The sequence below is a fragment of the Pseudomonas sp. P9_31 genome (assembly GCF_034008235.1).
In the GTDB taxonomy this organism is placed as follows: domain Bacteria; phylum Pseudomonadota; class Gammaproteobacteria; order Pseudomonadales; family Pseudomonadaceae; genus Aquipseudomonas.
This window is the reverse complement of sequence record NZ_CP125375.1, coordinates 1,210,891-1,223,678: the sequence shown is the minus strand read 5'-3', so window position 1 is coordinate 1,223,678 and position 12,788 is coordinate 1,210,891. Positions and strand designations below refer to the sequence as shown.

Annotated in this window: 13 protein-coding genes and 1 tRNA gene; 9 read left to right on the top strand and 5 right to left on the bottom strand. The window is 61.1% G+C overall.

Annotated elements, in window-relative coordinates:
* Window positions 1-28 precede the first annotated feature (28 nt).
* Window positions 29-1,144 (bottom strand): tRNA guanosine(34) transglycosylase Tgt, encoded by a 1,116-nt coding sequence (tgt, locus tag QMK51_RS05645; RefSeq protein WP_258700667.1) that lies wholly within the window; start codon window positions 1,142-1,144, stop codon window positions 29-31.
* Between the two features lie 14 nt (window positions 1,145-1,158).
* A complete protein-coding gene (gene queA, locus QMK51_RS05640; RefSeq protein ID WP_095054221.1) occupies window positions 1,159-2,208 on the bottom strand; it encodes a tRNA preQ1(34) S-adenosylmethionine ribosyltransferase-isomerase QueA in 1,050 nt (349 codons plus the stop codon).
* Between the two features lie 107 nt (window positions 2,209-2,315).
* Between queA and QMK51_RS05635 the strand changes: the two genes are divergently transcribed.
* The 7 genes from QMK51_RS05635 to QMK51_RS05605 all read left to right on the top strand — a co-directional run bounded on the left by QMK51_RS05635 (window position 2,316) and on the right by QMK51_RS05605 (window position 8,879).
* Window positions 2,316-2,400: transfer RNA gene (locus tag QMK51_RS05635), tRNA-Leu, on the top strand.
* Between the two features lie 161 nt (window positions 2,401-2,561).
* Window positions 2,562-2,891, top strand: coding sequence for a hypothetical protein (locus QMK51_RS05630; RefSeq protein ID WP_320393383.1), 330 nt, complete (start codon window positions 2,562-2,564; stop codon window positions 2,889-2,891).
* A gap of 138 nt (window positions 2,892-3,029) precedes the next feature.
* Entirely contained in the window at window positions 3,030-3,407 is a 378-nt protein-coding gene (locus tag QMK51_RS05625; RefSeq protein WP_320393382.1) for a hypothetical protein, read from the top strand.
* A 339-nt stretch (window positions 3,408-3,746) separates the two neighbouring features.
* Window positions 3,747-4,223: a formate dehydrogenase subunit gamma gene (locus QMK51_RS05620; RefSeq protein WP_320393381.1), complete on the top strand. Its 477-nt coding sequence runs from the start codon at window positions 3,747-3,749 to the stop codon at window positions 4,221-4,223.
* On the top strand, window positions 4,223-5,776 hold the full coding sequence (locus QMK51_RS05615; protein WP_413817530.1) for a formate dehydrogenase beta subunit: 1,554 nt from the start codon (window positions 4,223-4,225) through the stop codon (window positions 5,774-5,776). Before QMK51_RS05620 ends, QMK51_RS05615 begins: the two co-directional genes overlap by 1 nt.
* Complete coding sequence (fdhF, locus tag QMK51_RS05610) at window positions 5,773-8,661, top strand: formate dehydrogenase subunit alpha (protein WP_320393379.1); 2,889 nt, start codon at window positions 5,773-5,775, stop codon at window positions 8,659-8,661. The genes QMK51_RS05615 and fdhF overlap by 4 nt, the downstream gene beginning before the upstream one ends.
* Window positions 8,658-8,879, top strand: coding sequence for a formate dehydrogenase subunit delta (locus QMK51_RS05605; RefSeq protein WP_258699186.1), 222 nt, complete (start codon window positions 8,658-8,660; stop codon window positions 8,877-8,879). Before fdhF ends, QMK51_RS05605 begins: the two co-directional genes overlap by 4 nt.
* A 183-nt stretch (window positions 8,880-9,062) precedes the next feature.
* Here QMK51_RS05605 and QMK51_RS05600 read toward each other — a convergent pair whose 3' ends face one another.
* Window positions 9,063-10,415, bottom strand: coding sequence for an ATP-binding protein (locus tag QMK51_RS05600; RefSeq protein ID WP_320393378.1), 1,353 nt, complete (start codon window positions 10,413-10,415; stop codon window positions 9,063-9,065).
* On the bottom strand, window positions 10,412-11,122 hold the full coding sequence (locus QMK51_RS05595; protein WP_258699182.1) for a response regulator: 711 nt from the start codon (window positions 11,120-11,122) through the stop codon (window positions 10,412-10,414). Before QMK51_RS05595 ends, QMK51_RS05600 begins: the two co-directional genes overlap by 4 nt.
* 167 nt (window positions 11,123-11,289) lie before the next feature.
* Between QMK51_RS05595 and QMK51_RS05590 the strand changes: the two genes are divergently transcribed.
* On the top strand, window positions 11,290-12,081 hold the full coding sequence (locus tag QMK51_RS05590; protein WP_320393377.1) for a VacJ family lipoprotein: 792 nt from the start codon (window positions 11,290-11,292) through the stop codon (window positions 12,079-12,081).
* Window positions 12,071-12,340, top strand: coding sequence for a hypothetical protein (locus QMK51_RS05585; RefSeq protein ID WP_258699180.1), 270 nt, complete (start codon window positions 12,071-12,073; stop codon window positions 12,338-12,340). Before QMK51_RS05590 ends, QMK51_RS05585 begins: the two co-directional genes overlap by 11 nt.
* Window positions 12,341-12,426: 86 nt before the next feature.
* Here QMK51_RS05585 and QMK51_RS05580 read toward each other — a convergent pair whose 3' ends face one another.
* On the bottom strand, window positions 12,427-12,780 hold the full coding sequence (locus QMK51_RS05580; RefSeq protein ID WP_320393376.1) for a gamma-glutamylcyclotransferase family protein: 354 nt from the start codon (window positions 12,778-12,780) through the stop codon (window positions 12,427-12,429).
* Window positions 12,781-12,788 lie beyond the last annotated feature (8 nt).

Here is a 12,788-nt window from a genome sequence, read left to right as displayed (position 1 = left end):
CAAATGTTGAATCTTGGGGTCAGAAAACTCAGTCCAAAGGCGGAACAGGCAACCCGCGTTTGGCGTAGAAGGCATCGACAAAGGCGGCCAATGTACCCTGTTGAATAGCCTCGCGCAAACCAGCCATAAGCACCTGGTAATGGCGCAAATTGTGGATGGTATTCAACATGCTACCCAGCATTTCGCCGCACTTGTCCAGATGGTGCAGATAAGCACGGGAGAAGTTCTGGCAGGTATAGCAATCGCAGGTCGGATCCAGCGGCGAATCATCATGGCGATGGAACGCGTTACGGATCTTCAGCACGCCTGTATCAATGAACAGATGCCCATTGCGGGCATTGCGGGTTGGCATCACGCAATCGAACATGTCCACACCGCGGCGCACACCCTCAACCAGATCTTCCGGTTTGCCAACGCCCATAAGGTAACGAGGTTTGTCAGCCGGCATCTGGCCCGGCAGGTAATCCAGCACCTTGATCATCTCGTGCTTGGGCTCGCCCACCGACAACCCGCCGATGGCCAGGCCGTCGAAGCCGATCTTGTCGAGGCCTTCCAGGGAGCGCATGCGCAAATCCTGGTGCATGCCGCCCTGAACGATACCGAACAGCGCTGCTGTGTTGTCGCCATGGGCTTCTTTCGAACGCTTGGCCCAGCGCAACGACAGCTCCATCGATACGCGAGCGACGTCTTCGTCAGCCGGGTACGGGGTGCATTCGTCAAAAATCATCACGATGTCCGAGCCCAGGTCGCGCTGAACCTGCATCGACTCTTCCGGGCCCATGAACACCTTGGCGCCGTCGACCGGAGAGGCGAAGGTTACGCCCTCCTCCTTGATCTTGCGCATGGCACCCAGGCTGAACACCTGAAAACCGCCGGAGTCGGTCAGAATCGGGCCTTTCCACTGCATGAAATCGTGCAGGTCGCCGTGTTCCTTGATCACCTGAGTGCCAGGACGCAGCCACAAGTGGAAGGTGTTACCCAGAATGATTTCCGCGCCGGTGGCGACGATATCCCGCGGCAGCATACCCTTGACCGTGCCGTACGTGCCCACTGGCATGAAGGCCGGGGTCTCGACGGTACCGCGCGGGAAGGTCAAACGACCGCGACGAGCCTTGCCATCGGTGGCAAGGAGCTCAAAAGACATGCGACTGGTGCGACTCATTCTGTTTCCTCAGGGCCACGTGGTGCGGGATTACGGGTGATAAACATCGCATCACCGTAGCTGAAAAAGCGGTATTCGTTGTCGACGGCGGCTTTATACGCGGCCATGGTCTCGGGATAACCGGCGAACGCCGAAACCAGCATCAACAGCGTGGATTCGGGCAAATGGAAGTTGGTGACCAGGGCATCGACCACATGAAACGGCCGGCCCGGGTAGATAAAGATGTCAGTATCGCCACTGAACGGCTTGAGCACGCCATCGCGCGCGGCGCTTTCCAGAGAACGCACGCTGGTGGTCCCCACCGCCACCACCCGACCGCCACGAGCGCGGCAGGCTTCGACTGCATCGACCACGTCCTGACCGACTTCCAGCCATTCGCTGTGCATGTGGTGGTCTTCGATCTTCTCGACGCGCACCGGCTGGAACGTGCCCGCCCCCACGTGCAAGGTCACGAATGCAGTCTCAATGCCCTTGGCGGCAATCGCCTCCATCAGCGGCTGATCGAAATGCAGCCCCGCCGTCGGCGCCGCCACCGCGCCCAGGCGCTCGGCGTACACCGTCTGATAACGCTCGCGGTCCGAGCCTTCATCCGGGCGGTCTATATAAGGAGGCAACGGCATGTGCCCGACGCGATCGAGCAGCGGCAACACCTCTTCGGCAAACCCCAACTCGAACAACGCATCGTGACGCGCCAGCATCTCGGCCTCGCCACCGCCGTCGATCAAAATCTTCGAACCGGGCTTGGGCGACTTGCTGGAGCGCACATGCGCCAGCACGCGATGACTGTCGAGCACCCGCTCCACCAGAATTTCCAGCTTGCCGCCGGAAGCCTTCTGGCCAAACAGCCGCGCCGGAATCACCCGGGTATTGTTGAACACCATCAAATCGCCCGGGCGCAAATGCTCGAGCAAATCAGTGAATTGACGGTGTGCCAGGGCGCCGCTGACCCCATCAAGGGTCAACAGGCGACTGTTGCGACGCTCGGCCAAAGGGTGGCGAGCAATCAGCGAATCAGGGAGTTCGAAAGTAAAGTCAGCAACGCGCATGATGGGGTTCGTCTAGCAGGGCCCGGAAGTCTAGCCGAAATAGTGAAAATTCTCTATGTACCTGATTGACCGACGGTAATCTCATCTCTATACTTCGCCGCCATTGAGCCCTGATGGCGGAATTGGTAGACGCGGCGGATTCAAAATCCGTTTTCGAAAGGAGTGGGAGTTCGAGTCTCCCTCGGGGCACCAAAATTAAGAAAGGTCTTGCATTGCAAGGCCTTTTTTTTCGTCTGTAGAAAAGTGACCTCGCCCCGCCGCCCCGTAGGCGCTGCCGAAGGCTGCGATCTTTTGATCTTGCTTTTCAACGCCACAACCGAAACCGCTCAGCTAACGAATCAAGGATTCACACAATGGAATTGCCACTGGAAACCGTTGCCCTTTTCGCCCTCAAGCTGGCTTATGAGACGGAAGGTGAAAGTCCGATTTTGCGGGATGATCCGATCATGAGTGATTATGAGCGGGAGGTGTTTGGGTTGTTGGTGCGTCGGGGGGATGTCGAGGGTATCCAGTTTAGAGTGGCGCATTGTGTGGGTTTGGCGCTGGACGCTATAGGCGGCGTAAATACGCCGCTAGGGCGCGAGCTACATAGATTGTCGACTGATTTGCGCGGCGCTCAGACCTTGGAACAACTCGATGCACCACTTAGCGCGCTCAAGGATTACCTGAAAGATATTCAGTGAGCGAAACCCAAACCCACGCAGGACAACAACGCCCTTCAGCGCAGAGCCATCGGTTTGATATCGTGCCTCCATCGCCTCATCTCATCAAAGATGACCCATGGCGATTTCAGGGGCATTGTTAACAAGGAAAGGGATTGAATGAAGCTAATCGCCATGTTGGTGTTCTTCGCTGCGACAGCGGGGATGTGGATTTGGGTGGTGAGGAGCCGTGGCACGGTGAATCTGTGGCTCGCTAACCTGGCGGGTGCCGTGGGTAGTTTTATTGTCGGGATGGCGGTGCTAATTCTGTTCAACAGATGGTTTGTCCCCGGAGGAAACTCGGCACGGGGCGTTGTATTCATTTTCTATACGATGATGGCAGTTTTAGGGGCCTTTGTCGGAACTTGGCTTCTGGTGATCGCCAGGCTCCAGCAGTCTGAATACCCCGTCGTCCGTCATTTGATCGCCGGAGCGTGCAGTGTGTTGGCGGCACTGACCACGGTGGTGTTGTGGGTGATGATCCTTTTCGCCAAGTGAGTGTTTTGACACTCAGCTCATCGCGCTCAAGGATTACCTGAAAACTACTCAGTGATCGAACGCCTCGGCCTGCGCTCTTCTAGACTTAATAGGTAGTCGTAGACAGAATCGAACACGTCGCTTTGGTGCAGATGAATCAAAGGCAGCGTGGCAAGCTGCCTTAATGCCCTTTAAGAGGTGCGGCGAAGACCGCGCCGGGCACAACAAGATGCCCGCTCAGGGTGCCCTGGCCAACGGCCTGACAATGCCACGATACCGTGACGTGGTGTGAATGCCGCAGCCGACACTTTCGGACGACCGACAACCGCCTGGTTTGTCCGTGACCGTGAGGAATGCTGTATGCCTGATGAGATGTTGCACCTGCCTATGGTCAACAGCCTGCTGGCGCGCCACAAGGGTTCGCCCGGCGCACTGTTGCCGATCCTTCATGAGATTCAGGAGGGCATCGGTTACATCCCCGATGCCGCCATTCCCGAGATTGCTCACGCCCTCAACCTGAGTCAGGCCGAGGTTCGCGGGGTGATCAGTTTCTACCATGACTTCCGCACCGCGCCTCCGGCCCGGCATATCCTGCGTCTGTGCCGGGCCGAGTCCTGCCAGAGCCGTGGCGCCGAGCAGCTCGCGGCGCAGTTGCGCGATCGTCTGCAACTGGATGATCACGGTAGCAGCGCCGACGGCAGCATCAGTTTGCGGCCGGTGTATTGCCTCGGCGCCTGCGCCTGCTCGCCGGCCCTGGAACTGGATGGTCAGGTGCATGCGCGGCTCAGTGCTGAGCGTCTGGATGCCCTGCTCGATGCTTGCCAGGAGGACGCATGATGCTGAGTCTTTATCTGCCCTGTGATTCTCTTGCCCGTGCCGTGGGTGCCGATGAAGTGGCTGTGGCCCTCGCCGCTCAAGCTGCGGAACGCAATCTGGACCTGCAACGCACCAGTTCTCGCGGCCTGTACTGGCTGGAACCGCTGCTGGAAGTGGACAGCCCGCAAGGCCGTATCGGCTTCGGCCCGCTGACAGCTGCCGATGTGCCGTCCGTGCTCGATGCGCTGCAAGGCGAGCCATCCGCTCATCCGCTGGCCTTGGGCCTGGTGGAAGAGTTGCCTTATCTCAAGACTCAACAACGCCTGCTGTTTGCCCGCGCTGGCATCACCCGGCCGCTGTACCTCGACGATTACCGGGCGCACGGCGGTTTCGATGGTTTGAAAAGAGCCGTCACCATCGGTGGCGAACAGACCGCGACTGAGGTGTTCGATTCGGGCCTGCGTGGCCGTGGCGGCGCAGCCTTCCCCGCCGGGATCAAATGGCGCACGGTGCGAGCCACTCAAGCGGCGCAGAAATACATTGTGTGCAACGCCGATGAAGGCGACTCCGGCACCTTTGCCGATCGCATGTTGATGGAAGGCGACCCCTTCCTGCTGATCGAAGGCATGGCCATTGCCGGCATCACCGTCGGCGCCAGTTACGGCTACATCTATGTGCGCTCGGAATATCCACAAGCCGTGGCCACCCTGCGCGAGGCGCTGGAAATCGCCCGGTCCGCCGGTTACCTCGGCGCCAATGTTGGCGGCAGCGGCCAAGCGTTCGATATGGAAGTGCGGGTCGGTGCCGGCGCTTATATCTGTGGTGAGGAAACCGCGCTGCTGGACTCCCTCGAAGGCAAGCGCGGGATTGTCCGCGCCAAGCCGCCGATCCCCGCGTTGCAGGGTCTGTTCGGCCTGCCGACCCTGGTGCACAACGTGCTGACCCTGGCCTCGGTGCCGCTGATTCTGGCCAAGGGCGCGCAGTTCTATCGCGATTACGGCATGGGCCGCTCGCTGGGCACCATGCCCTTCCAGCTGGCGGGCAATATTCGTCGTGGCGGCCTGGTGGAACGGGCCTTTGGCCTGACCCTGCGGGAACTGGTGGAAGACTACGGTGGTGGTACCGCCAGTGGCCGGCCGCTGAAGGCCGCGCAGGTTGGCGGCCCTCTCGGCGCCTGGGTGCCGCCCTCGCAATTCGACACGCCGCTGGATTACGAAGCCTTCGCCGCCATGGGCGCGATGCTCGGTCACGGTGGTGTGGTGGTGGCTGACGACAGCCTGGACATGGCCCGCATGGCGCGCTTCGCCATGCAGTTCTGCGCCGAGGAATCCTGTGGCAAATGCACCCCATGCCGCATCGGCTCGACCCGGGGCGTGGAGGTGATCGATCGCCTGCTGGCCGCGCCTGACCAGAACGGTCGCGATGAGCAGGTGATCATCCTCAAGGACCTGTGCGACACGATGCAATACGGTTCGCTGTGCGCGTTGGGCGGCATGACCTCCTATCCGGTCGTCAGCGCCCTCAAGCACTTCCCCGCCGACTTCGGTCTGCAAGCCTCGGAGGCCGACCAATGATCACTCTCTTCGACCCGAAAACAGACATTGACCTTGGTACTCCGGCCCGCGACAGCCAGGTGCAAGTCACCCTGAACATCGACGGCCGCAGCATCAGCGTGCCCGAAGGCACCTCGGTGATGCGCGCCGCCGCGCTGCTGGGCACCACCATTCCCAAACTGTGTGCCACCGACAGCCTGGAAGCCTTCGGTTCCTGCCGCATGTGCCTGGTGGAGATCGACGGCATGCGCGGCTACCCCGCGTCCTGCACCACACCGGTCAGCGAAGGCATGAGCGTGCACACCCAGACGCCGAAGCTCGCGACCCTGCGCCGCAATGTCATGGAGCTGTACATCTCCGATCACCCGCTGGACTGCCTGACCTGCTCCGCCAACGGCAACTGCGAGCTGCAAACCGTGGCCGGCCAGGTCGGCCTGCGGGAAGTGCGTTACGGCTATGAGGGCGAGAACCATCTGGCCGATGTGAAGGACACCTCCAACCCGTACTTCGACTACGACCCGAGCAAGTGCATCGTCTGCAACCGCTGCGTGCGCGCCTGCGAAGAAACCCAGGGCACGTTTGCCCTGACCATTACCGGGCGCGGTTTCGAATCCCGGGTCGCGGCCGCCGGTGGCGAGAACTTCCTCGACTCCGAATGCGTGTCCTGCGGCGCCTGTGTGCAAGCCTGCCCGACCGCGACGCTGATGGAAAAAAGCGTGGTGGAACTGGGGCAGCCCGAACGCAGCGTGATCACCACCTGTGCCTATTGCGGCGTGGGCTGTTCGTTCCGCGCCGAGATGAAAGGTGAGCAGCTGGTGCGCATGGTTCCAGACAAGAATGGCCAGGCCAACCACGGCCACTCCTGCGTCAAAGGGCGCTTTGCCTGGGGCTACGCCACCCACCCGGATCGCATCACCAAGCCGATGATCCGCAAGCACATCAACGACCCTTGGCAGGAAGTCAGCTGGGATGAAGCGGTGACCTACGCCGCCAGCGAATTCCGCCGGTTGCAGCAAAAATACGGCCGCGACTCCATTGGTGGCATCACCTCCAGCCGCTGCACCAACGAAGAAACCTACCTGGTGCAAAAACTGGTGCGCGCCGCCTTCGGCAACAACAACGTCGACACCTGTGCGCGGGTCTGCCACTCGCCGACCGGCTATGGCCTGAAACAAACCCTGGGCGAGTCCGCCGGCACCCAGAGTTTCGACTCGGTAATGCAGGCCGATGTGATCCTGGTGATGGGCGCCAACCCCAGCGACGCCCACCCGGTGTTCGCCTCCCAGCTCAAACGTCGCCTGCGTGAAGGCGCACGGCTGATCGTGATCGACCCACGCCGCATTGATCTGGTGGACTCGGTGCATGCCCGCGCCGAACTGCACCTGGCCCTGCGCCCGGGCACCAACGTCGCCATGCTCAACGCCCTGGCCCACGTCATCGTCACCGAAGGCTTGCTCAACCAGGCCTTTATCGACGCCCGTTGCGAGGGCAGCGATTTCGCCCGCTGGAGCGAGTTCGTCAGCCGCGCGGAAAACTCGCCGGAAGTCTTGGCCGACATCTGCGGTGTAGCCGCCGCCGATATCCGCGCCGCCGCCCGTCTGTATGCCACCGGCGGCAACGCGGCGATCTACTACGGCCTGGGCGTCACCGAGCACAGCCAGGGCAGCACCGCCGTCATGGGCATCGCCAACCTGGCCATGGCCACCGGCAACATCGGCCGCGAAGGCGTGGGCGTCAATCCGCTGCGTGGGCAGAATAACGTTCAGGGCTCCTGCGACATGGGCTCCTTCCCCCACGAGCTGCCTGGCTACCGGCACATCTCCAACGAGGTGGTACGGGCGCAGTTCGAACAGGCCTGGAACGTTACCCTGCAACCCGATCCGGGCCTGCGCATTCCCAACATGTTCGAGTCTGCCCTGGCCGGCAGCTTCAAGGGCCTGTATTGCCAGGGTGAAGACATCGCCCAGAGCGATCCGAATACCCAGCACGTCACCGCGGCGCTGTCGGCCATGGAATGCGTGGTGGTGCAGGACATTTTCCTCAACGAAACCGCCAAGTTCGCCCACGTGTTCCTGCCGGGCGCCTCGTTCCTGGAAAAGGACGGCACTTTCACCAACGCCGAGCGACGCATCTCCCGGGTGCGCAAGGTCATGGAGCCGCTGGGCGGCAAGGCCGACTGGGAAGGCACGGTGGCTCTGGCCAACGCCCTGGGCTACCCGATGAATTACCAGCACCCGTCGCAAATCATGGATGAAATCGCCAGCCTGACGCCGACGTTCACCAACGTCAGCTACGCCGAATTGGAGCGCCATGGCAGCCTGCAATGGCCGTGCAACGCCGCGGCACCGGACGGCACGCCGACCATGCACATCGAGGAGTTCGTGCGCGGCAAGGGGCGCTTCATGCTCACCGGCTACGTGCCCACCGAGGAAAAGGTCAACAGTCGCTATCCGCTGCTGCTGACCACCGGGCGCATCCTCAGCCAGTACAACGTCGGCGCCCAGACCCGGCGTACCGAAAACATCGCCTGGCACGACGAAGACCGCCTGGAAATCCACCCGACCGACGCCGAGAGCCGTGGCATCAACGAAGGTGACTGGGTCGGCATCGGCAGCCGCGCCGGCCAGACCGTACTGCGTGCGCGGGTCACCGAACGGGTTGCCCCGGGCGTGGTGTACACCACCTTCCACTTCCCGGAATCGGGGGCCAACGTCATCACCACGGATAACTCCGACTGGGCCACCAACTGTCCGGAGTACAAGGTCACCGCCGTGGAGGTCAGCCGCGTCTACCACCCTTCCGAATGGCAAAAACGCTACCAGGCATTCAGCGACGAACAACAACGTCTGCTCGACGAACGTCGCCATGAACGCAGCGCCGGGACAAAAGCCGAGGTACGTCGATGAGTACCGCCAACCTGATCAAGATGGCCAACCAGATCGCCCAATACTTCGCCAGCGAACCGGATCAGCAACAGGCCGTGCTCGGCGTGCGCAATCATCTGCAGATGTACTGGACGCCCGGCATGCGCATGGAGTTGCTGGCCTGGCAGACGGAGCACCAAGGGGCAGACTTGCACCCACTGGCGCAGGCGGCGGTTAGTGGAGCGGGCTGGGAGGCTTAGATTTACACGATCCTTGGGGAGGATTGCCCCTTGGCCTGTTGACTGAAAACTGTGGCGAGGGAGCTTGCTCCCGTTGGACTGCGCAGTAGCCCCATTCTTTTTGAAGATAAGGGGCCCGCTTCGCGACCCAGCGGGAGCAAGCTCCCTCGCCACATGTGAGCATGTATTGCGAGTCTTTCGGGACTAATGCACCGGCAACACCACCAACGCTTCCAACCCGCCCTTCGACCGATTACACAAGGTCAGCTCGCCTCCATGTTCCAGCACAATCGCCCGCGCCGCCGATAACCCCAAGCCAACACCCCCGGTACTTTTGTTGCGCGAGCCTTCCATGCGAAAGAACGGTGCGAACACTTGTTCAAGGCTGGCATCTGGAATACCCGGCCCACGGTCCAGTATGTTGATCCGCACCTCTCCAGCACCGGGAATCAGTTCAATTTCCGGCTTGCTACCGTACTTGATGGCGTTATCAAGCAAGTTGGTGATCACCCGCTTAAGCCCTAACGGACGCCCGAAATACACCCACCGCAGCGGCCCGCTAAACGTAATGTCGACTCCCTGATCTCGATAATCATCAAGCAACGTTTGCAGCAGTTCCGCCAGATCAAATTGGGTGGCCGGTTCAAGCCGGGCGTCGTCGCGGAAGAACTCCAGCGCCGAGTTGATCATGGCCTGCATTTCATCCACGTCACGAAACAGACGTTGCTGTTGCTCGCTGTCTTCGATGAATTCGCCACGCAAGCGCATCCGCGTCAGAGGAGCGCGCAGGTCGTGGGAGATGGCGGCGAGCATTTGCGTGCGGTCGCGGATGAAGTGTTGCAGCTGCGCCTGCATGGCGTTGAACGCGAGGATCGCCTGGCGGATTTCGTGGGGGCCGAGCGGTTTGATCGACGGTGCGCGGAAGTCCACACCGAAGCGGCGGGCGCCTTCGGTGAAGTGCTGCAAAGGTGTGGCGAGGCGCCGGGTGGCGATCAGCGCGACCAGGGCGGTGGAGATCAGCACCAGCAGGATCACGATCAGGTAGCGTGGCGCTTCGTCGAGCCCCCAACTGCGCGAGGGCGCGGAGAACATCAACCATGACGAATCCGATAGCTCGATCAGCAGCGCGTAATGTGCGTCCGCGGTGTGTTCCGTCCAGTCGGCCGGCTCATAGGCTTCGATGCGCCGGTCATGGGCTCTGAGCATCGGCTGCAGGATGCTCGAACCGATGTCGGACTTCGGATCGTCCACTGTCGGCAGATTGAGATCGTGCCGATCAGGGTGCCAAGTGATAGTGAAGCCACTCTCGTTGGCGGCTTGCGCCAATGAGGGGCGCAGGGGCGCCGGAGCAGCCTCGATGACGCGGGTGATGGCGGCGGCTTTTTCCAGCAGGCCGATTTCGGTCAGCGGCGGACGCGCCCACACGCCGGCCAGCTGGATAAACAGCCCGTTGAGCGCCAGTGAAATAAGCATGGCCAGGATGATCGTCAACGCGATCCAGCGCGCGACCGTATCTTGCGGCCAGTCTCGGGCACGAATTCGCTTCAGCCAGCTCATCGCCGCGTCACGCTGGGTGTAAACAGATACCCGCCATTGCGCACGGTGCGAATCATCGCCGGGCGTTTGGTATCGGACTCGAGTTTGCGCCGCAAGCGGCTGACCTGAACGTCGACGCTGCGATCGAACGCCTCATGGCAATGCCCGCGCGCCAGGTCCAGCAATTGCTCGCGAGTGAGAATGCGCTGGGGGTGTTCGACGAAGACCAGCAGCAAGTCGAATTCACCGGCCGACAGCGGGATCATCACGTTATCTGGCGAGCGAAGTTCACGGCAGGTGACGTCCAGATGCCAGTCGGCAAAATCAATCAGAGGCCGTGGCCGCTCTTGCGGAACCGAACGACGCTCGTCCACGCGACGCAGCACAGCACGCACTCGGGCCAGCAGTTCACGGGCGTCGAAGGGTTTGGTCAGATAATCATCGGCGCCCAGCTCCAGGCCGACCACCCGGTCGCTGAGTTCGCCCATGGCGGTCAGCATGATCACCGGTATTGCGTGTCGAATCCGCAGTTGCTGACACAGGATCAGCCCGCTGTCGCCGGGCAACATCACGTCCAGAATGATCAGGTCCGGGGCCTGGCGCTCTATGGCAGCCCATAGTGACGCGCCATCTGTGGCGACCTCGACGCTATAGCCGTGCTGCACGAAGAATTTTTTCAGTAGATCGAGGACTTCGAGGTCGTCGTCCACAATTAAAAGGCTGTTCACCGAAAGTCACTTAAGGGGGCGAATGGAGCCGCCATCTAAAACCATTCATGGCCGCACGTCATATATTTCAACTCTGCAATAAAACGTCAGTACCGCAATAAACCAGACATCTTCGCGCAAGGCATGAGGCTCAGTATCTCGGCGAATTCCTCCTGAGACCTGCATCCATGTTGCCTTTCAAGTGTGCTCCCTGGCTGGCCCGTAATACTTCGATTGCTGTGCTGGCCGCAGGGTTGGCGGGTTGCAGCAGCCAACCGCCGTCTACCACTAACGTGAGCTGCGCCGACATCGCCTATTCGGTGTACGACCCGGCGGAACCGTTCAATCGTGGCGTCTTCGCGTTTAACCGGGTGGTTGATGATTACGCCCTGGCGCCGGTCGCGCGCGGCTACCGCTACACGCCGGACTTTTTCCAGACCGGAGTGCATAACTTTGTCGCGAACTTTGGCGAGCCGAAGGTCTTTATCAATGACCTGCTGCAAGGCAACCCGATGCGCTCGGCTAATACCCTGGGGCGTTTCGCGCTCAACACTACAGTCGGGGTAGTGGGCCTGATCGACGTCTCCGGCATGCTCGGTATCCCGCGTCACGACGCGGACTTTGGCCAGACCTTCGGCGTGTGGGGCATTGGCAACGGCCCGATCGTCGAGTTGCCTTTGCTCGGCACTTCCAACAGCCGCGACGCCGTCGGGCGCGTGCTCGGCTTTGTGGTCGATCCGTTCGGCAGCAACAGCGATACCGTGGTCACGCTGTCCACCATTAACACCGTCGGTGGCATCGTCGACGGTCGGGCAGAAGCCTTACCGCTGACCGACAGCCTGCAAAAACTGCCGGACTACTACAGCGCTCTGCGTAACGTGGTTGCCGAGCATCGTGCCGCTTACGTAGCCGATGGCAAACAAGGCTCGCCAGAGCACACCACCCCACAGTGCACAGGAGCAGCGGCCGATGGGTTCTGAAAGCAATAGCCTGCTTCTGCAGCAACGGATGATCCGGGACGACCCGGCCAATCTGCATCTGCACTGTCGGGAAATCACCCTGCGCCTGTCACCGGACTGTCGCCAACTGGTGCTCACCCGCTACTCCGAACACTACGGCCCGGCGCTGGTACGCTGGATAGAGCGTAGCCACACGGTGTCGGTGACCGAGCTGTTTCGTTGGCTCGTGGCCAATGGTGAGGCGGGGGTCATACGAGCGCATAGCCCGTCGCTGCCTTGATTTCAGGGTGATCATATGGAGGGTGGACGTCTTCCGGTCGGCAACACACCCAAGGCCTACAGCGAAACCGGGGGGGGCTCCAGCAATCAGGCCCGCACGTAGACCCAGGCGCTGGTGCCGGATTTTAGGGTCACCCTGACGCGTTTGTAGTCCGCCACCTCGTATTCGTCGGCCGCAACCAGCTCCTGAGCCGTGATCTGGAAAACTGTGCCGGTGATCTCGTCCGACAGGTCAGCACTCTCCTGCACGATGGGATGATGGGTTTTCCCACTCGCGGCCAACACTGCCGGATCGGTTATCTCGACCAGGTTCTGCTTGTAGCCCGGCAGGTTATCGGAACGACCATTCAACGTGCGCCCGAAGGTGGACAACTGAACCGCCTGATCCTGCAAGGTACCGTAGGAAAACAGTAGAACCGGTTGCTCTGTTTGGTTTGGCATAAAGTTTC